This window comes from Nisaea sp. (genome assembly GCF_965216895.1).
In the GTDB taxonomy this organism is placed as follows: Bacteria; Pseudomonadota; Alphaproteobacteria; order Thalassobaculales; family Thalassobaculaceae; genus Nisaea.
This window is the reverse complement of the sequence record NZ_OZ244205.1, coordinates 1242605-1261772: the sequence shown is the minus strand read 5'-3', so window position 1 is coordinate 1261772 and position 19168 is coordinate 1242605. Positions and strand designations below refer to the sequence as shown.

Sequence of the window (19168 nt, the reverse complement as noted above, 5' to 3'; positions counted from 1 at the left end):
GCCCGGCTCAATCTTCGCTATCGTACTGGTAGATGTAGGGCAGGAACAGTCGAGCGATCGACGGATGCTTCAGGGCGAGGTCGCGGATGTCGGTCTCGTCCGGGAGGGTCTCCAGATGCAGCCCGACATCGCTCATATCGACGACATTGATCTTCAGGCCGGCAACCTCGTCCCCGATGTCGAGATGTGCCTCTCCCCGGTATGCTACCGGGGTCGACGGCGTGAAGAGCAGTCCGACGAGCGAGACATTGACGATCTCTCCCGCAACCTTGCTGCCGTCGGGAAGCGACAGCTCGCCGCCAATCCGGAAAACCACGCGGTCGAAGGCACGGCGCTCGTTGGCGCTCATATCACGCATCCATCCGGTTTTGACCCCACCCTGATTCGACTTGTCGTTCATGACCGTTTCCTGCTGGTGTGCGCACGCGAGCCCATTTCCACTGCGAACTGATAACGCACTGACACCGATTTCGGAAAGAGGCAATCCCACGCCTTGGACGGGCGGATGCGGCATCCTGTGCAATTGTATCGCCGCAGAGGTTGTCCTACGTTGACGCCAGACGGTGGAAGGAGAGACTGACATGCGTATCGAAACGCCGATGCTGCGTTTTCTCTTTGGTCACGGCGTCATCGGTGGCGGCGCCGGGATCGCCATGGGGGTGGGGCTGCTGTTTTTCGACGTGGCGGGCCTCGCGACGCTCAGCATGAAGTCGGAGCCGATCTGGCTCGGGCCGTTCCTCCTATGCTTCTCGTTCTTCGCGTCCTTCAGCGCGCTCGCCATGGGAGCGGCAGTCATGAGTTTTGGCGGTGGCAGCGGCGAAGACGAGGGAGATGACACGACGACCCGTCACCGCCTGGTGCCCGCCTCGGAAATGTCGGGCGAAGTGGCGGAGCGGAAGATCAGGATCTCGCAATAGTCTGAGGGTCAGTCCGGCAGCACCGCTTCGACGGCACGGGTGAGCTTGTCCGCCGACGGTGCGGTTGTAGATGCGAACCAGTTGACCGCTCGTCCGTCCGGGCCGACCAGAATCTTGTAGAAGTTCCATCGCGGTTTCGACAGCGCGCCGAGTTCTTCTGCCGCCCAGCGGTAGAACGGATGCGCGCTGTCGCCGGACACCACCTGCTTCTCGGTCATCGGGAAATCGATGGCGAAATTCACCTCGCAGAATTCCTTGATCTCGGCTTCCGTCCCCGGCTCCTGGGAGCCGAAATCGTTGGACGGCACCCCCAAGACGACGAGTCCACGGTCCCGATAGGCCTCCCAGAGCGCCTGCAGGCCCGAATATTGCTTCGTGAAACCGCAGAAAGAGGCGGTGTTCACCACCAGTACCGCCTTGCCCGCGTAGGACTTCATCGGCAGCGGGTCGCCCTCGATGGAGACGAAGGAGAAATCGTGGGCGTTCGTGGCCCCGGCATCCCCCGGGGTCGTCATGAACAGCAATGCGGCGACGGCGCCGGCGTAGAGCATGGTACGGGCGATTTGCATGGCAAGAACCTCCTGACGTCCCTTCTAAGCAGTACCTGGAGCGGCGGATGTCCGTGCGCGCGGCTCATGTGTTGAGCAGCAGGACGAAGATGCCGGCGACCACAAGGCCGATGCCGGCCAGTTCCATGCGGCTGCTCTTCTCCTTGAAGATGAAATAGGACGCCGCAAAGGTGAAGACGAGCTCTATCTGGCCGAGGGCCCGGACATAGGCCGCGTTCTGGATCGTCATCGCGGTGAACCAGCACGCCGATGCGGCCATGCCGCTGAGGCCGACGACGGCGGCCACTTTCCAGTTCCGCAGCACGGCGGTGATCTGGCCGGGCTCGCGGGCGCGCATGTAGGCCGCCATCGCCGCGGTCTGCATGATGGTGACGCAGGCCAGCGTGAAGCCGGCCTGAATGAGGAAACCCTCGCCGCCGAGGGAAAGCGAGGCCGCTCGATAGGAGACTGCCGAGACGCCGAAACAGGCACCGGAGGCGAGCCCGATGAGCGCCGGCTTGCTGGTCAGAGAGAGTACGATACCCTTGATTCCCGCAGCCTGCTTGGCGGCCGAGATTGCCAATACGCCGACGAAGCTGATCATGATGGCGACCATGGCGCCCGCGGTCAGCGGATCGCCGAGAATGACAATGCCGAAGATCGCCGCCTGCACTGTCTCTGTCTTCGAATAGGTCGTCCCGACGGCGAAGTTGCGGAAGGCGAAGAGATAGACCAGCAGCGCCGTCGCCGCGATCTGGGTCGCTCCTCCGAGCGCCGCATAGGCGAAGAAGAGAGCATGCGGCTCCGGCATCTCCAACCCGACGAAATCACGCAGGAACCAGACATAGAGCCAGGCCGGCAGGACAGCGTAGAAGAAGCGCACGAAGGTTGCGCCGGATGTGCTGAGCTTCGACGTCAGATGCTTCTGCAGGGCTGATCGGAGATTCTGGCAGAAGGCCGCAGCGACGGTGATCGGAATCCAAAGCTCGATCATGTATAGCGCCTTTAATTCAGATAATTATGCGACGATCTTAAAGTGAGGATCGACGGATATGGCAGTCCGGGCGCTTGAGGATGTCCGGCTGCAGGCTGAGGCCGTGACCGGCCCCTTCCGGAGCGCCGATGCGACCGTTCTCTACCGGCGGGAGTTGGGTGACCAGAGTGCCATACCAGCCGTAATAGAACGCGCGCACCATCTCCTGGATGAAGCAGTTGTGGGTATTGAGCGCGAGGTGGGTCGAAGTCGCCAGTACCACGGGTCCGGTACAGTCGTGAAAGGCGACGGGCACGTGCCAGGCATCCGCCATCGCGGCCATCTTGCGGGCCTCCGAGACGCCGCCGCCCCAGGCGATGTCGGTGATGATCAGGCTGAGGGATTCCATTTCCAGCAATTGACGGTAATCGGCCCTGCCGCCACGGGTCTCGCCGACCGCGATCGGCGCCGCGGTCGCGCGCGCGACCTCGTCGAGGCTGGAAAGATTGTCCATGAAGACCGGATCCTCGACCCAGAGTGGCTCGATGCTCTCCAGTGCCCGCGCGATTTTGATTGCGGTCGGCCGGTCCCACATCGAGTGCAGCTCGGCCATGATGTCCATCTTGTCGCCATGCTTCTCGCGGATTTTCTCGAACGGGGCCATGGCGGTCGCGAGATCGCGGGGTGAGATGTGATGGCCGCCGGTGGCTTCCGCGGCGTAGTCGAACGGCCAGATCTTCATCGCGGTGATGCCCATTTCGAGCAGGCTGGAGGCAAGTTCGTCGGCGCGATTGAGAAAGGCGTCGAGGTCCTCGTAGCCGTCGCCCGATGCATCGAGCCCGAAATTGTCCGTTCCCTGGGTAGGCCGGTTCTGCACGTAGCGGGTTCCGGCGCAGGTATTGTAGACCCGGATGTCGTCCCGCACCGCGCCGCCGAGGGCCTGATGCAGCGGCATGCCTTTCGCCTTGGCGAAGAGATCCCAGAGCGCGATATCGACGGCGGACCTGCCGCGCATCTCCGCGCCGGCGCCGCTGAAACCGACATAGCCGGTCAGGCTGCGCTGATGCTGCTCGATCCGGTACGGATCCTTGCCGAGAAGGTACGGTGCGATGATGTCGTGAACATGCGCTTCCGCGGCGCCAGGCCCGTAGAATGTCTCGCCGAGGCCGTCCGACCCGTCATCCGCGACCACGCGGACCCAGAGCAGATTTGGGAATTCCTCGACCCGGATGGTTTCGATCGCGGAGACTCTTGCTGACATTTTTCACCCCCCTCGGCAGACAACCGATAGGGGGATTGTGGAGCGAAGTGCGTCCTTGCGCCAGATGGTGCGGGGAACAAGGCAGATGGTGCTAGAGCACCAATCCAAGACCGGAGCGCAGGACCTTGAGGGCGACACCGATGGCCTCGCGCTTCGCCTCCTCCGAGGCGGCAGTCCTGGCGGCCTCTATCTGCCGGTCGATCTTCTGGAGATCGGGCAACTTGATCGCATTCAAGCGCTCAAGGATGTCCTCGATGGCGGCGCCGTCAATTTCGTTCTGCAGATTCCGAATCTCGATGCGGAGCAGAGCGCGTTCGGAACCTGTCAGGCGATTCGCCTCATTCATCAGCACCGATATTCTTGCTTCCAGCTCTTCGATGGTCATGTCCGGTCTCCGTCTGTGATGCGATCAGGCGCTCGGCAAATCGTCCAGAAGGCGCTTGAGGGTATGGGTGGCTTCGGAGAGTTCCGGCAGGGTGGCAGAGACCGACCCGAGCAGATTGCCGACATCCGGGTGCTTCAGGATGTCCTGCACGACGCTGTCTCCGGCCTTCTCGGACTGGATGTAGGCGTCGAGCGCGACCTGAACGTCTTTCATTTTGGCGATATAGCGGTTCAGGTCGCCGATCTTCACCTTGATCTCGTCGATGGTCGTCTGCAGCCGGGCGATGTTTTCCTGCTCGCTTTCCTTGGCGCTCTCCAGGCCTTTCAGCAGGTCGTCCACGACCGTGGGATCGAGCCGTGCCTGTCCGGCCTGCGGACTGAGGGCGTCGCGTACATCAATCCTGCTGGCGACGGTGCGGGCCTTGATCCTGGCTTCGGCGTCGCGCTTGATCCGTTCCGCGGCTTGAATGAGGGCATCCGACTGCGCGCGGACCGCTTCGATCGCCGTGTTGAAGTAGGCGATCTGTGCGGTAGACAGTTCTTTTACCTGCGGCGGCGTCGCACAGGCGTAGAGCAAGAGCTGGGCGCCGAAGAGGACGCTGGCGGTGAGTGGTCTCATGGCATTCTCGATCGCAGGACTACGGGCGGGGCTGTAGTCCTGACGTTTCGGGGATGCCTAATGTGAGCGGGAATTACGTGGAGCGCTAACCGAGGGCAGGGGGTCAGTCGTAACTGCGCGCGTCCTCGATCACCTTGCCGTCGTTGGCCAGGCTGCCTTCTGACACCAGTTCGATCGTGCCGCGCAGCTTGGTCACGGCCTGCAGGGAGGCGGCCACCGCCTTGGCGAGGGTGTCGTCCCGGCTCGTACTCTCGCAATGCAGGGTCATCACGTCGTCACCGGTCCGTCCAGTGACGACCAGACGGGCCTTGCGAAGTTCAGGATGCCGCTTCACCACCTCGGCGACCTGGCCCGGATGCACGAACATGCCTTTGATCTTGGTCGTCTGGTCGGCGCGGCCCATCCAGCCCTTGATGCGCTGGTTGGTGCGCCCGCAGGGACTTGTCCCGGCAAGCACCGCCGACATGTCGCCGGTGCCGAAACGGATCAGGGGATAGTTCGGATTCAGCGTGGTCACCACGATTTCGCCGACATCTCCCTCGGGGACCGGATCGCCGGTCCCCGGGCGCACGATCTCGACGATCACTCCCTCGTCGAGGATCATGCCCTCCAGCGCCGGGCTCTCGTAGGCCACCAGCCCGAGATCGGCCGTGCCGTAGCATTGCAGCACGTCGCATCCGAGCTCGGAGAGTTCCTCCCGCAGGCTCGGGGGCAAGGCCTCGCCGCCGACCAGGCCTTTCTTCAGGCTGCTGACATCGACGCCCATCTCGCGGGCTTTCTCCAGGATGATCTTGAGGAAGCTCGGGGTGCCGGCATAGCCGCTCGGCTTCAGGTCGGCCGCGGCCTGGACCTGCATTTCCGTGTTGCCGACGCCGCCCGGGAAGACAGCACAGCCGATCGCGCGCGCTGCACTGTCGACCATCATGCCGGCGGGGGTCAGGTGGTAGGAGAAACAGTTGTGAACGATGTCGCCCTTGCGGAAGCCGGCCGCAAAGAGTGTGCGGGCGAAACGCCAGGGATCGCCCTCAAGCCCTTCGGCATCGTAGATCGGTCCCGGCGACATGTAGAGGCGCCCCAACGCATTGGGAGCGACCGCGTTAAGCCCGCCAAGGGGCGGGTTCTTTTTCTGCAACTCCAGAAGTTCGCCTTTGCGGGTCACCGGAAGGGCAGCGAGGGCCTTGCGGTCGGTGACGGCGCCCGGATCCGTATCGGCGAGGAGCGCGGCATAATAGCTGCTCTGAGCCTTGGCATGTGCCAACTGCTTCGACAGCGCCGCCATCAGAGCGCTTTCGCGTTCGTCCGGACCGCGCGTTTCGAGCACGTCGTAGAATTCGCCGCTCATCGGATGCAGATCCCAGTCAATTGGATGTGAATGCTGTCTTGTTCAGCCGAGCCAGCGCTTCCGGCGCCGGTAATGCTTCACGTCGCGGAAGCTCTTCCGCCCGCTCGTGCTGAGGCCGAGATAGAACTCCTTCACGTCCTCGTTCGAGCGCAGCATTTCCGCGTCGCCTTCCATGACGACACGGCCGCTCTCGAGGATGTAGCCGTACTTGGCGTAGCGCAGTGCCACATTGGTGTTCTGTTCGGCCAGCAGGATGGAGACGCCTTCCTGCTCGTTGATCTTCTTCACGATCTCGAAGATCTGCTCGACCAGCTGCGGCGCGAGACCCATCGAAGGTTCATCCAGCAGGATGGTTTTCGGCCGGCTCATCAGGGCGCGTCCGATCGCACACATCTGCTGCTCGCCACCGGATGTGTAGCCGGCAAGGCTGTTGCGGCGTTCGCGCAGGCGCGGGAAATAGGTGTAGACCATCTCGAGGTCCTGATCGATGCCGACCCGGTCGCCGCCGCGGGTGAAAGCCCCGGTCAGCAGGTTTTCCTCGACGGTCAGATGCTCGAAACAGTGGCGGCCTTCCATCACCTGGATGACGCCCTTCTCGACGAGATGGTGCGGGGTCATGGACTGGATCGCCTGCCCCTCGAAATCGATCGTGCCTTTCGTCACCTCGCCGCGTTCGGATTTCAGCAGGTTCGAAATGGCTTTCAGCGTGGTGGTCTTGCCGGCGCCGTTGCCACCGAGCAAGGCGACGATGCCGCCGCGCGGGACCTCGAGCGAGACGCCTTTCAGGACCAGAATGACGTGGTCGTAGATGACCTCGATGTTGTTGACGCGAAGGATCGGCGTTTCCGTCCCGGTTTCCTGTTCGACAGCGCTCACGTCTCATGCCTCCAACTGGGGAAGAACGGCGCCGGAGTCCCGGCGCCGTTCACGGTTAGGTCTGTCAGTTGCACTGACGCGGCGTAATATTATTTTCCGCCGCGAAAGCTGCCGAATCTTCTGACACCAATTCATTCACCAGATCGCGCATCGGCTCGATCCAGTCGGACACCACGGTCCATTTGCCGGTATCAGGATCCCACTGTTGCACGGCGATTTTCCCGTTGCCCTCGTGGTTCTCGCAAGTGATCTCGATCGGCGGCATGAAGCCCTCGAGGTCGAGGCGTTTGAAAGCGGCGTCGTCGAGCTTGATGGCCTCGAAGCCGTCTCGCACGTGTTCACCCCGAATGTCGGTCGTGCCGTGGATCTTGATGGCGTTGCGGATCGCTTCCGCGGTCAGGACCGCTTCCAGAAGACCGCGGTTGTACAGAACCTCGCCGATGCGGGATTCCTCGCCGGCGCCCTTGCCCTTTGCGTAAAGGTGTTTGCGGATCTCCTCAAGCGCACCGAAATTCGAGCCGGGCGCGTGCATCGTTCCCGCGAGATAGCCTTTCGCGGCCGGGCCCGAAGGAGCAACGTCATTCTCGGAACCGGACCACCAGACACCAATGAACTTGTCCATCGGGAACCGGATCGCGGCGGCCTCCTTGATGGCGACCTGGTTCATCACGCCCCAGCCCCACATCAGGAGCCAGTCCGGCTTGCCGCGGCGCACCTGCAGCCAGGTGGCCTTCTGTTCCTGACCCGGATGATCGACCGGGAGCAGCATCAACTCGAAGCCATGTTTCGCGGCGAGCGTTTCGAGCGTCTTGATGGGCTCCTTGCCGTAGGCGGAGTTGTGGTAGACGAGGGCGATCTTCTTGCCCTTCAGGTTCTCCATCCCGCCTTCCTGCTGGGCGATATACTTAATAAACACGGTCGCCTGCGACCAGTAGGTGCCCGGCGGATTAAAGATATACGGGAACACTTTGCCATTGGCGGCGGAGGTCCGGCCGTAGCCGAGCGTGAGCAGAGGAATCTTGTCCTCTGTGGTTTTCGGGATCAACGCATAGGTGGCGCCGGTTGAACGCGGGTTGATCGCAAGTGCGCCGGATTGGCCTTCGTTCTTGGTGTTCTCGTAGCACTCGACGGCTTGCTTGGTATTGTAGGCGGTCTCGCACTCCAGCACGTTGACCTTGATCCCCTCGATGCCGCCGTCGCGCTCGTTCAGCATGTTGAAATAGTCGAGGAACCCGTTGGCCACCGGGATGCCGTTCGGAGCATAGGCTCCGGTGCGGTACACGAGGCTCGGGACCGTAAAGGCGTCGTACTTCGCCTGCGCGCTCGGAACATCGGCCGTGCTGGCGAACAGCCCGGCCACCCCAAGGGCTAATGCGAGTCTGGTTAATTTCATTTGTTGCCTCCCGTTTTGAGGCCGCGCCATTCGCAGCCCGTATTGTGATCGTTCGGACGGACGCGAATGCGTCCGGTCCGCTGGCGGATTCCCGTTAATACGGGAATGGCCACAGGCGGAGCTTCTCCTTGGTGATCTGCCACATGCGTGCCAGACCGTGCGGCTCCTTGATAAGAAAGAAGATGATCAGGCTGCCGACCAGCATGATTTCGATATGCTTGGCGGTGTCGACGGCCATTCCGGCGCCGTCCACCAGCACGACCTTGAGGCCGACCGGCATCAGCGCCATGAAGGCGGCCCCGAGATAGGCGCCGAGCACACTGCCTAGGCCGCCGATGATGATGGCGAAGAGGACAAAGAAAGATTGCAGGATATCGAAGGCTTCTGTCGCTTCGACCGTGCCGAGCCAGATGTGGAAGATCAGTGCACCTCCGATGCCGATGTAGAAAGAGGAAACGGCGAAAGCGGAGAGTTTGGTCTTCAGCGGCTTGATACCGAGCAGTTCGGCGGCGATGTCCATGTCGCGGATCGACATCCAGCTCCGGCCGATGCGGCCGCGCACAAGGTTGAGGGCGATCCAGGTAAAGACGATCAGGAAGCCGAGCACGAAGAGGTATTGGGCGGTCGGAGACGCCTGAGGCCCGGAGACGAGGAAGCCGAACATCTCGCGCGGCGGCGCGGTGATCTGGCTCATCTCGTAATTGTAAAACCACGGAACCTTGTTGAACATCCAGATCAGGAAGAACTGCGCGGCCAGGGTCGCGACGGCGAGGTAGAAGCCCTTGATCCGGAGGCTCGGCAGACCGAACAGTACGCCGACCGCGGCCGTACAGCCTCCGGAGAGCAGGATCACAAAGACCAGGTTCATCTCAGGGAAGGCGGTGCAGAGCTTGTAGGAGCTGTACGCGCCAACCGCCATGAACCCGCCGGTGCCGAGCGAGATCTGCCCGCAATAGCCGACCAGGATATTCAGGCCGAGCGCAATGAACGAATAGACCATGAAGGGTAGAAGGATCGCCTTCGACCAATAGTCATTGATCACGAACGGAATCACGGCGAGCGCGACCGTCAGGATCACACCAAGCAGGATCTTGTCCTGGAAAATCGGGAACAGCTGCTGGTCAGCGGCATAGTTCCGTTTGAACTGGCCTGTCTCGCGATACAGCATCGCCTTACACCCTTTCGATAATCTTGTCGCCGAACAGCCCCTGTGGCCTGAACATCAGGAACACGAGCGCCAGCATGAAGGCGAACCAGTTCTCAACAGCGCCGCCATGGACGCTGTACCAGAAGACTTCGACGATCTTCTCGCCGACGCCGATGATCAGGCCGCCGATGATGGCGCCCGGGATCGAGGTGAAGCCGCCGAGGATCAGCACGGGCAGGGCCTTCAGCGCGATCAGCGAGAGGCTGAACTGAACGCCGGACTTGCTGCCCCACATGATGCCGGCGACCAGCGCGACGATGCCTGCGACGGACCAGACGATGACCCAGATCTGCTGCAGCGAGATGCCGACCGAGAGGGCGGCCTGGTGATCGTCCGCGACGGCGCGGAGCGCGCGGCCAATGCGGGTCTTGGTGAAGAACACCGCGAGCACGGCGACGAGCGACCCGGCGGCGATCGCCGCGGTCACGTCTAGCTGCTCGATGAAGACTCCGTTGATGTCCCAGACGTCGGTCGGCAGTCCGATATCGAGCACTTTCACGTCGCTGCCCCAGAGCAGGTCGCCTGCACCTTCGAGCACGTAGGAGAGGCCGAGGGTTGCCATGAAGAGGATGATGAGTTCCTGGTTCACCAGCGGTCTGAGAACGAGGCGTTCGATGATCAGCGCCAGCAGGATCATCACGACAATCGTTGCCGCTATTGCCAGGATAACGATCAGCGCTTTCGGCATGCCGGACGGTTCGAGAAGTTCCATCAGACCCGTCAGTGTCAGCGCTGCGAACAGCGCCATCACGCCCTGGGCGAAGTTGAAGACGCCGGAGGCCTTGAAGATCAGCACGAAGCCGAGGGCGACGAGCGAATAGAGCACGCCGGCCATCAGGCCCTTGACCAGGGTCTCGATGAAGAAAGCCGGTTCCATGACCATGTCGGCGAACGGCTGAATCAGAAGTGCATGGAGGAATTCCACGGGGTGTTCTCCTTTAACTCAGCACGTCAGTCGTGGCTGACGCCGAGATAGGCGTCGATGACATCTTGGTTCGCTCGTACTTCGTCCGGCGTGCCGTCGGCGATCTTGCTGCCGTAATCAAGCACGACGACGCGGTCGGAGAGGTCCATCACCACGCCCATGTCGTGTTCGATCAGGATCACGGTGGTGCCGAACTCCTCGTTCACGTCGATGATGAAGCGGGACATGTCCTCCTTCTCCTCGACGTTCATGCCGGCCATCGGCTCGTCGAGCAGGAGGATTTTCGGATCCATCGCCAGCGCGCGGCCGAGTTCGACCCGCTTCTGCAACCCGTAGGGCAGGCGGCCGACCGGCGTCCGGCGGAGCGCGGCGATCTCAAGGAAGTCGATGACCCGCTCGACATGCGCGCGGTTCTCGAGCTCCTCCTTCTGGGCCGGGCCGAAATAGAGGCACTGCCAGAAGAAGTTCCTCTTCATTTTCAGCATGCGCCCGGTCATCAGGTTGTCGAGCGTGCTCATGCCGCGGAAGAGCGCAATGTTCTGGAAGGTGCGGGCGATCCCGTTCGATGCCGCGAAATAGGGATCCATCGCCGGGAAGGACTGGCCGGCGAAATTGATCTTGCCCGAGCGCGGCTTGTAGAAGCCGTTCAGGACGTTGAGCATCGAGGACTTGCCGGCGCCGTTCGGACCGATGATGGCGCGAATCTCGCCTTCCCGGACATCGAAACTGACGTCGTTGATGGCGGTGACGCCGCCGAACTTCACCACGATGTTCTCGACGCTGAGGATCGGACCGCCGATGGTTCGCGTATCCGCGTAGCCGGAGGGCGCTGCGCTCTCTCCGGACTCTATGGTCTGTGCTTCTGCCACGGGTCAGCCTGCCTTTTTCAACGCCGGCGCTGCGGCGCCGTCCACTTCCATGATTTTCATCGACGCCTGGATGTTGCCCTTGCGGCCATCCTCAAACGTCACCTCGGAGTTCATCTCCGCCCGGTCTCCGTCGCCGTAGAGCGCTTCGATGATCGGACCGTAGCGTTCGGCGATCACGCTGCGGCGGACCTTGCGGGTCCGGGTGAGCTCGCCGTCATCGGCATCCAGCTCTTTGTAAAGAAGCAGGAATTTCCGGATTTTCTGGGTCTCCGGAAGGCTCTCGTTCACATGCGCGATCTCGCCGCGGATGAGCTCATAGATCTCCGGCCGGTCCGAGAGGTTCGTGTAGGAGGTGAAGGGGATGCGCGCTTTCTCTGCCCATTTCGAGACGATGGAGAAGCGCACGCAGATGATGGCCGTCAGATAGTCCTGACCGGCCCCGAGGATCACCGCCTCGCCGATATAGGGGGAGAACTTCAGCTTGTTCTCGATATATTGCGGCGAGAACTTGGTGCCGGTGCGGGTCTGGGCGATGTCCTTCACCCGGTCGATCACCGTCAGGCGGCCCTTGTCGTCGAAGAAGCCGGCATCGCCCGTATGCATCCAGCCGTCCTTCATGTCCGCTTTCGTCGCCTCGGCATTCTTGTAGAAACCGCGGAACATGTTCGGATGTCTGGTCACGATCTCTCCGACGCCGTCCGTATCGGCATCTATGATCTTCACCTCGCAGCCCTCGAACGGCACGCCGACCGTGTCGACGTCGATCTCCTTGCCGTCCTGCAGCGTGTAGGCGCCGAGCAGTTCGGTCTGTCCGTAGAGCTGTTTCAGCGGCACGCCCATGGCAAGGAAGAGCTTGAAGGTCTCGGGACCCATTGCCGCGCCGCCGGTTGCTGCCGAGCGCACGTTGGAGAAGCCGAGCCGGTCACGCAACGCGCCGAACAGCATGGTGTCGGCCAGCCACGAACGGCTTCCTTGCTCGACCGCTTCGGTGCCGAGCGCGACGCCCTTCTCGAAGATCCACTGGGTCAGCGGCCCGGCATCCATCACCCGGGCGCGCATGTCGGCGGCGATCTGCTCCAGCACGCGAGGCGCCAGCAGGAGGAACGTCGGGCCGATCTCACGCATGTCCTGCATCGCGGTTTCCTCGTTTTCGGGGAAACTCACCTTCATGCGGGAATTGAGGCCGAAGCCGAGGGTATAGACCTGCTCCATGATCCAGGGCATCGGCAGCACGGAGACGTATTCGTCCGTCGAGTCCTTCGGGTCATGTTTCAAGTAAAGCTGGGTGTGACGCACGAAATTGCCGTGCGGCAGCTCCGCCAGTTTCGGGTTGGAGGTGGTGCCGGAGGTCGTGCAGAGGATCGCGACATCCTCGCCGGTCACCGCGTCGACCAGTTGGTCGTAGAGTTCCGGCGACTTCGCGTGGATCTCCGCGCCGCGAGCCACCAGGTCGTTGAAGGAGACGATGCGCGGATCGTCGAACTTCCGCATCCCGCGCTGGTCGGAATAGATGATCTTCTCAATCGAATCGGCCCGGTCGCCGAGCGCGAGGAACTTGTCGACCTGCTCCTGGTCCTCGGCATAGGCCATCTTCGCCTGGCTGTAGCCGGCGAGATAGGCGATCTCGTCCTCGAGAACGTCGCGGTAGAAGCCGATGGTCATGGCGCCGACGGACTGCGCGGCGAGCTCGGCGCAGATCCAGTCCACGTTGTTGTCGCCGATGATGGCGAAAACGTCGCCCTTCCGCAGGCCGGCCTCGTGCATCGCAAGGGCGAGGTTACGGACGCGTTCCTGGTAGTCGGCCCAGGTGAATTCGGTCCAGACCCCGTAATCCTTTTCGCGGAGGGCCACTTCTGTCGGATGACGTTCCGCATTGAAACGCAGCAGCTTCGGCAATGTGTCGTAGACCGAAGGATCCGGGTACTCGTACGCCATGTTCCATCCCTATTACGCGGTCCGGAAACCGGGCAGGGGCGAACAGTCTGAGATTTCGGATGCACCCGGGCTCTTGCGAAGCAAGCGCCACCTCCCTGTCCGTCCCGGCCCGCAGCCCCCGCGTTTGCCGCGGATCGCCGTTTTCGAACCGATGTTGTTATCGGGATGCCGTCGTTGCGGCCCCCTTTGATTGGTGCCGATTTTTGGATGCGCTCGTGCCGAGGTCAACAAGATTATTTCTAATGTGGCAAATTGCGGAACGGAATTTCGCAAATCGGCAAGCCCGCAGAGACGCTTATTTGCAGCAGACGGGACTGGCACTCTTCCGCGGAATTTTCTATAAACGGGGCGCGCGGTCCGGAGCGCTCTCCGCCCGCGCCACAAAGACTATTGGGAGAGACCGGGCCGAGGCGCTCCTCGGGCGGCCGCCATCACCGATTCAACAGGAGATGACCGTGACTGCTGGCCAAGACAGTCTGAAAACCCGGCGTACGCTCAAAGCGGCCGGAAAGAGCTATGATTACTACAGCCTCGAAGCCTTCGCCGATGCCGGATATCCGGAGATTCGCAAGCTTCCCTACTCCCTGAAGGTGCTGCTCGAGAACCTGCTGCGCTACGAGGACGGACGCACGGTGACCGTGGACGACGTCAAGGCGCTCGCCCAGTGGGTCAAGGACAAGAAGTCCGACCGTGAAATCGCCTATCGTCCAGCCCGTGTCCTGATGCAGGACTTCACGGGCGTTCCGGCGGTGGTCGACCTCGCCGCGATGCGCGACGCCATGACGCAGCTCGGCGGCGACCCGGAGAAGATCAATCCGCTCTCTCCGGTCGACCTCGTGATCGATCACTCGGTCATGGTGGATGCCTTCGGCGGCCCCGATTCCTTCAAGAAGAACGTCGACCTCGAGTTCGAACGCAACGGCGAGCGCTACGAGTTCCTGCGCTGGGGTTCCAAGGCCTTCCGCAACTTCCGGGTCGTCCCGCCGGGAACCGGCATTTGTCACCAGGTGAACCTGGAGCATCTCGCCCAGACCGTCTGGACCAAGGACGAGGACGGCAAGACGATCGCCTATCCGGACACGCTGGTCGGCACCGACAGCCACACCACCATGGTGAACGGCATGGCCGTGCTCGGCTGGGGCGTCGGCGGCATCGAGGCGGAAGCGGCCATGCTCGGCCAGCCGGTCTCCATGCTGATCCCGGAAGTCGTCGGCTTCAAGCTGACCGGCAAGATGCCGGAAGGCGCGACCGCGACCGACCTGGTGCTCACCGTCGTGCAGATGCTGCGCAAGAAGGGCGTGGTCGGCAAGTTCGTCGAGTTCTACGGCCCGGGCCTGAACGAGCTGCCGCTCGCCGACCGTGCGACGATCGCCAACATGGCGCCGGAATACGGTGCCACCTGCGGCTTCTTCCCGGTCGACCAGGAATGCCTCAACTACCTCCGGCTGACCGGCCGCGAGGACGACCGCATCGCGCTGGTCGAGGAATATGCAAAGGCCCAGGGCATGTGGCGGGACGACAGCCAGGAGCTGGTCTTCACCGACACGCTTGAACTGGATCTCGGTACCGTCGTGCCGTCGCTCGCCGGTCCGAAGCGTCCGCAGGACCGCGTTCTGCTGACCGAGGCGGCTCCCGAGTTCGCCAAGGCCTTCAAGGATCTCGCCGGCGGTGTCGCGCCGCGTGACATCCCGGTCGAGGGCGAGGATTACACGCTGTCCGACGGCGATGTCGTGATCGCGGCGATCACCTCCTGCACCAACACCTCCAACCCCTACGTGCTGATCGCGGCGGGTCTCGTCGCGCGCAACGCGGCGGCCAAGGGCCTGACCCGCAAGCCGTGGGTGAAGACCTCGCTCGCGCCGGGCTCCCAGGTCGTCACCGACTATCTGGAGAAGGCCGGCCTGCAGACCGAGCTCGACAAGCTCGGCTTCAACCTCGTCGGCTACGGCTGCACCACCTGCATCGGCAACTCCGGCCCGCTCGACCCGCATATCGCGGAAGCGGTGGAGAAGGGCGATCTGGTGGTCACCTCGGTGCTCTCCGGCAACCGGAACTTCGAGGGCCGCGTCAACCCGCACGTCAAGGCGAACTACCTCGCCTCGCCGCCGCTGGTCGTCGCCTACGCCATCGCCGGCAACCTGAACGTGGACCTCTACAAGGACCCGCTCGGCACCGATCCGGACGGCAACCCGGTGTTCCTGAAAGACATCTGGCCGACCAACCACGAGATCGCCGAGGTCGTGCACCAGAGCGTTTCCCGCGAGATGTTCCAGTCGCGCTATGCCAACGTTTTCGAGGGCACCAAGGAATGGCAGGCGGTGCAGACCACCGGCAGCCTAACCTACAACTGGAACGACGGCTCGACCTACGTCCAGAACCCGCCCTATTTCCAGGGCATGGCGATGGAGCCGGGCGAGCTGGCCGACATCACCGGCGCGCGCGAACTCGCGGTGCTCGGCGACTCGATCACCACCGACCACATCTCTCCGGCTGGTTCGATCAAGTCGGACAGCCCGGCGGGTGACTATCTGCGTGAACGTCAGGTCCGTCCCGTGGATTTCAACGCCTACGGCGCACGCCGCGGCAACCACGAGATCATGATGCGCGGCACCTTCGCCAACATCCGCCTGAAGAACGAGATGGGCGGCGGGCTGACCGGCGGTCTCACGGTGCATTATCCCTCCGGCGAGACGATGCCGATCTACGACGCGGCGATGCGCTACCAGAAGGAAGGCGTTCCGCTGGTCGTCGTCGGCGGCAAGGAATACGGCACCGGCTCCAGCCGCGACTGGGCGGCGAAGGGCACCCGTCTCCTCGGCGTCGGCGCCGTGATCGTCGAGAGCTTCGAGCGTATCCACCGCTCCAACCTCGTCGGCATGGGCGTGCTGCCGCTGCAGTTCAAGGACGGTGACAACCGGGAGACGCTGGGGCTGAAGGGCACGGAGACCTTCGACATCACCGGCATCGCGGGCGGCATCACTCCGCGTATGGACGTGCCGTGCAAGATCACCTACGCGGACGGTTCGGTGAAGGAGATCACGCTGCTCTGCCGCATCGATACCGCGGACGAGGTGGACTACTACCGCCACGGCGGCATCCTGCAATACGTGCTCCGGAACATCGCCAAGGCGGCGTGACGTCCGGCAGAACGCTTCGACCTGACACGGAAACGCCCGGCCTCGGCCGGGCGTTTTTGTTCCGGTGACCGACCGGTCTCCGGGACGCCGGTCTGCGCATCTGCCGGGGCGGGGACTAGAGGTTGCGCCGGCTCATGCTGGCGATCGTCTGTTCCAGCGTCGAGGCGAAGACCGGGAGGGCATCGACGACGCTGTCCTTGTTGCTGTCCCGGATCCGCCGCTCGACCTCGGCCGCGGTCTCCGCGAGCGCCATGGCGCCGAGATTGGCCGAAACACCGCGCACGGTGTGCAGGACTTCCAGCGCCTCGTCGAGCTTGTCCTCGCCGACGAGATCGCCGATCGTCCTGCCGGCGTCATGATAGTTCTCGACGAACTGGTGCAGCAGCGTATCGAGCAGCCCGCCGCTGATCCCGAGGCGCCGGACGGCCTCGTGGTAATCGTATCGGGCGTCGGCCGCTGCGGGCCGGCCGGCCTCTGCAGGTCGACTGGCCGCGGCGGGCGGCGCGGCGACGCGCTGGATCGTACGGGCAAGTTCGTCGCGCTCGATCGGCTTCGCGACGCAGGCGTTCATGCCGGCCTCGAAATAGGTTTCCTGGTTCTCGCTGACCACGTCCGCGGTGAGGGCGATGATCGGAACATGCTGGCCGGGCGTCTCTCCGGCGCGGATCGCCCGCGTGGCGTCGAGGCCCGACATGACCGGCATTCTGATATCCATCAGCACGGCGTCGTAGTGGCCGTCGCGGGCGGCGGCGACCGCCTCCCGTCCGTTCTCGACCATGTCGGCATCATGCCCGAGACTGTCGAGGATCGAGGCGATGATGGTGCGGTTCACCTCGTTGTCCTCGGCGACCAGGATGCGAAGCCCGGCATTCTCGCCGCCCTCGGCGACGCTCGGGCGCGGGCCCGCAGGCTCGACATCGGCGCTGCTCGCGGTCTCGAAGGGCAGCGTGAACCAGAAGGTGCTGCCGACGCCGACCGTGCTCTCGGCGCCGATCTCGCCGCCCATAAGCTCGACCAGCCGCTTGCAGATCGACAGGCCGAGACCGGTTCCCTGGTAGTTCCGCGAGAGCGAGGAATCCGCCTGGGTAAAGGCGTCGAACAGGGTCGCGAGCGCGTCTTCGGAAACGCCGATCCCGGTATCGCAGATCTCGAAGCGCAGCCGGGACGCGTCCGGATCGAGGCTGCATCTCAGGTCCACGCGGCCCTGCTCGGTGAATTTCACCGCATTGCCGACCAGATTGACCAGGATCTGCCGCAGCCTGATGGGATCCGCGATCACGTACTCCGGAATGGCGTCGTCGATGCGGCAGCCGATCTCGAGGGCGCCGGATACCGGTGCCATGCGGGTCGTGCGGAACAGGCTGACGACGTCCTCGAGCACCGTCCGCGTCCGGAAGGCGCGCGGTTCAAAGGCCAGTTTCCCGGCATCGTGCTTCGAGATGTCGAGAATGTCGTTGATGATGCGGAGCAGGGACTGCGTGGCGGTCTTGATCTGCCTGACCTTCTCGGCGCTCTCTTTCGGGAGATCGTCCTCCAGCAGCAGGTCCGCGAAGCCCATGACGCCGGTCATCGGCGTGCGGATCTCGTGGCTCATGCTGGCGAGGAACTCGCTCTTGGCCTTTTCCGCGGCCTCGGCCTTGACCCTGAGTTCGACTTCCTTCTCGGCATGCGCGACGAGCTCCTTCGACTGCTGCTCGATGCGCCGGTTCGCCTGCTGCGTCTGCTCGAGCTGGGCCTCGAGCTTCTGCCGGCTCTGCTCCAGCAGCAGCTCGGCCGTCTTGCGCTTGGTCACATTGCTCTCGATCGCGATGAAGCGCAGCGGCTCGTCCTCCTCCTCGACCGGCTGGCAATGGATCCTGAGCCAGAAGGGCTCGTTCGCCTTCGTGTAGTTGATGATCTCGACATCGAAGGGCTGCTTCGCTTCCAGGCAGTCGTGCATGTGCGCGACCGTCGCCGGATCGCTGTCCCTGCCCTGGAGGAAGCTGCCGGGTTTCTTCCCGGCAATCTCTTCCAGCTCGTAGCCGGTGAGCCGCGTGAAGGCCTCGTTGACCCATTCGACGTGGCCCCCGGCATCGGTGATGACGACCGCGTTGGTGGTCGAGCGGGCGACCAGCGACAGCTTCGCGTCTTCCTGCTGTCGTTCGATCAGCGCGTTGCGCAGGCGGGCGAACTGGTTCGCATAGTCGATGGCAAGCCCGACGATCAGGGTGCTGGCGACGTTCTGCAGCAGGAAGAGGGCGCCCGCCTTCTTCAGGATGGCGATGGCGGTCGGCACGTCGGCGCTGACGAAGAAGGCCGGCAGCACGGCGATGGTGCCGGCGATGGAGAGCAGCAGCAGGTTCAGGGGGGTCAGCGGATGGCCGTAGCGGCGGATCAGGATCCCGGCGCCGATGCCGAACAGGCCGTAGAGCACGAAGCCGACGCTGCCGCCGAGCGCGACCGGGCCGCCGACCAGGTAGTAGCGCCCGAAGGCGCCGAGCGCGGCCGCGATGACACCGCCGGCCGGGCCCGCGAACACGCCGGCGAGGATGGCCGGCCCGGCGCGCGGGTCGAAGGTCGCTCCCGCGGGCAGGGAAATCGGGCTCAGCATGACGACGATGATGACGATGCCGAAGAGAATTCCGGAGAGGAAATCGCGCCGGAACCGGGTGGCCTTGTCGAGCGCGACGGTCTGGATATAGGCGATGCCGACGGCGAGCATCATAAGGACGCCGAGGTTCTTGACGATGTCCGGCAGCCAGTCGGTCATGTCCGTTCCCGCCCCTCCGACATGCAGCACATT

At 63.3% G+C, this 19168-nt stretch carries 16 protein-coding genes; 2 read left to right on the top strand and 14 right to left on the bottom strand.

Annotation, left to right across the window (positions count from 1 at the left end):
- Window positions 1-7: 7 nt before the first annotated feature.
- Entirely contained in the window at window positions 8-400 is a 393-nt protein-coding gene (locus ACOOE1_RS06080) for a hypothetical protein (protein WP_420405443.1), read from the bottom strand.
- 181 nt (window positions 401-581) lie between these two features.
- On the opposite strand from ACOOE1_RS06080, the gene ACOOE1_RS06075 reads away from it, so the two are divergent.
- Window positions 582-917, top strand: a complete 336-nt coding sequence (locus tag ACOOE1_RS06075; protein WP_420405442.1) for a hypothetical protein — start codon at window positions 582-584, stop codon at window positions 915-917.
- A gap of 8 nt (window positions 918-925) precedes the next feature.
- Here ACOOE1_RS06075 and ACOOE1_RS06070 read toward each other — a convergent pair whose 3' ends face one another.
- The 12 genes from ACOOE1_RS06070 to ACOOE1_RS06015 all read right to left on the bottom strand — a co-directional run bounded on the left by ACOOE1_RS06070 (window position 926) and on the right by ACOOE1_RS06015 (window position 13249).
- Window positions 926-1486, bottom strand: coding sequence for a glutathione peroxidase (locus ACOOE1_RS06070; RefSeq protein ID WP_420405441.1), 561 nt, complete (start codon window positions 1484-1486; stop codon window positions 926-928).
- 64 nt (window positions 1487-1550) lie between these two features.
- Complete coding sequence (locus ACOOE1_RS06065; RefSeq protein ID WP_420405440.1) at window positions 1551-2459, bottom strand: EamA family transporter; 909 nt, start codon at window positions 2457-2459, stop codon at window positions 1551-1553.
- A 37-nt stretch (window positions 2460-2496) separates the two neighbouring features.
- Window positions 2497-3699 (bottom strand): mandelate racemase/muconate lactonizing enzyme family protein, encoded by a 1203-nt coding sequence (locus tag ACOOE1_RS06060; protein ID WP_420405439.1) that lies wholly within the window; start codon window positions 3697-3699, stop codon window positions 2497-2499.
- Between the two features lie 91 nt (window positions 3700-3790).
- Window positions 3791-4084 (bottom strand): hypothetical protein, encoded by a 294-nt coding sequence (locus ACOOE1_RS06055; protein WP_420405438.1) that lies wholly within the window; start codon window positions 4082-4084, stop codon window positions 3791-3793.
- A gap of 24 nt (window positions 4085-4108) precedes the next feature.
- On the bottom strand, window positions 4109-4702 hold the full coding sequence (locus tag ACOOE1_RS06050; protein ID WP_420405437.1) for a hypothetical protein: 594 nt from the start codon (window positions 4700-4702) through the stop codon (window positions 4109-4111).
- Window positions 4703-4805: 103 nt separating this feature from the next.
- Entirely contained in the window at window positions 4806-6044 is a 1239-nt protein-coding gene (locus ACOOE1_RS06045) for a phenylacetate--CoA ligase family protein (protein WP_420405436.1), read from the bottom strand.
- Window positions 6045-6086: 42 nt separating this feature from the next.
- Window positions 6087-6920, bottom strand: a complete 834-nt coding sequence (locus tag ACOOE1_RS06040) for an ABC transporter ATP-binding protein (protein WP_420405435.1) — start codon at window positions 6918-6920, stop codon at window positions 6087-6089.
- A gap of 64 nt (window positions 6921-6984) precedes the next feature.
- Window positions 6985-8343, bottom strand: coding sequence for an ABC transporter substrate-binding protein (locus ACOOE1_RS06035; RefSeq protein ID WP_292886803.1), 1359 nt, complete (start codon window positions 8341-8343; stop codon window positions 6985-6987).
- 64 nt (window positions 8344-8407) lie between these two features.
- A complete protein-coding gene (locus ACOOE1_RS06030) occupies window positions 8408-9481 on the bottom strand; it encodes a branched-chain amino acid ABC transporter permease (RefSeq protein WP_292886806.1) in 1074 nt (357 codons plus the stop codon).
- Between the two features lie 4 nt (window positions 9482-9485).
- On the bottom strand, window positions 9486-10445 hold the full coding sequence (locus tag ACOOE1_RS06025) for a branched-chain amino acid ABC transporter permease (RefSeq protein WP_292886809.1): 960 nt from the start codon (window positions 10443-10445) through the stop codon (window positions 9486-9488).
- 26 nt (window positions 10446-10471) lie between these two features.
- Window positions 10472-11245 carry an ABC transporter ATP-binding protein gene (locus tag ACOOE1_RS06020; protein WP_292886869.1) on the bottom strand — a complete coding sequence of 258 codons (774 nt, stop codon included), beginning with the start codon at window positions 11243-11245 and terminating at the stop codon, window positions 10472-10474.
- A gap of 72 nt (window positions 11246-11317) precedes the next feature.
- Window positions 11318-13249, bottom strand: a complete 1932-nt coding sequence (locus ACOOE1_RS06015; protein ID WP_420405434.1) for an AMP-binding protein — start codon at window positions 13247-13249, stop codon at window positions 11318-11320.
- Window positions 13250-13698: 449 nt separating this feature from the next.
- Here ACOOE1_RS06015 and acnA point away from each other — a divergent pair, with 449 nt between their 5' ends.
- Window positions 13699-16386, top strand: a complete 2688-nt coding sequence (gene acnA / locus ACOOE1_RS06010; protein ID WP_420405433.1) for an aconitate hydratase AcnA — start codon at window positions 13699-13701, stop codon at window positions 16384-16386.
- Between the two features lie 115 nt (window positions 16387-16501).
- Here the strand turns inward: acnA and ACOOE1_RS06005 are convergent, their stop codons facing one another.
- On the bottom strand, window positions 16502-19135 hold the full coding sequence (locus tag ACOOE1_RS06005) for an ATP-binding protein (RefSeq protein WP_420405432.1): 2634 nt from the start codon (window positions 19133-19135) through the stop codon (window positions 16502-16504).
- Window positions 19136-19168: the final 33 nt, after the last annotated feature.

Bases quoted from the DNA above. Each gene is read 5' to 3' on its own strand.
- ACOOE1_RS06080 (WP_420405443.1), bottom strand. From the start codon at position 400: ATGAACGACAAGTCGAATCAGGGTGGGGTCAAAACCGGATGGATGCGT.
- ACOOE1_RS06075 (WP_420405442.1), top strand. From the start codon at position 582: ATGCGTATCGAAACGCCGATGCTGCGTTTTCTCTTTGGTCACGGCGTC.
- ACOOE1_RS06070 (WP_420405441.1), bottom strand. From the start codon at position 1,486: ATGCAAATCGCCCGTACCATGCTCTACGCCGGCGCCGTCGCCGCATTG.
- ACOOE1_RS06065 (WP_420405440.1), bottom strand. From the start codon at position 2,459: ATGATCGAGCTTTGGATTCCGATCACCGTCGCTGCGGCCTTCTGCCAG.
- ACOOE1_RS06060 (WP_420405439.1), bottom strand. From the start codon at position 3,699: ATGTCAGCAAGAGTCTCCGCGATCGAAACCATCCGGGTCGAGGAATTC.
- ACOOE1_RS06055 (WP_420405438.1), bottom strand. From the start codon at position 4,084: ATGACCATCGAAGAGCTGGAAGCAAGAATATCGGTGCTGATGAATGAG.
- ACOOE1_RS06050 (WP_420405437.1), bottom strand. From the start codon at position 4,702: ATGAGACCACTCACCGCCAGCGTCCTCTTCGGCGCCCAGCTCTTGCTC.
- ACOOE1_RS06045 (WP_420405436.1), bottom strand. From the start codon at position 6,044: ATGAGCGGCGAATTCTACGACGTGCTCGAAACGCGCGGTCCGGACGAA.
- ACOOE1_RS06035 (WP_292886803.1), bottom strand. From the start codon at position 8,343: ATGGCGCGGCCTCAAAACGGGAGGCAACAAATGAAATTAACCAGACTC.
- ACOOE1_RS06030 (WP_292886806.1), bottom strand. From the start codon at position 9,481: ATGCTGTATCGCGAGACAGGCCAGTTCAAACGGAACTATGCCGCTGAC.
- ACOOE1_RS06015 (WP_420405434.1), bottom strand. From the start codon at position 13,249: ATGGCGTACGAGTACCCGGATCCTTCGGTCTACGACACATTGCCGAAG.
- acnA (WP_420405433.1), top strand. From the start codon at position 13,699: ATGACCGTGACTGCTGGCCAAGACAGTCTGAAAACCCGGCGTACGCTC.
- ACOOE1_RS06005 (WP_420405432.1), bottom strand. From the start codon at position 19,135: ATGACCGACTGGCTGCCGGACATCGTCAAGAACCTCGGCGTCCTTATG.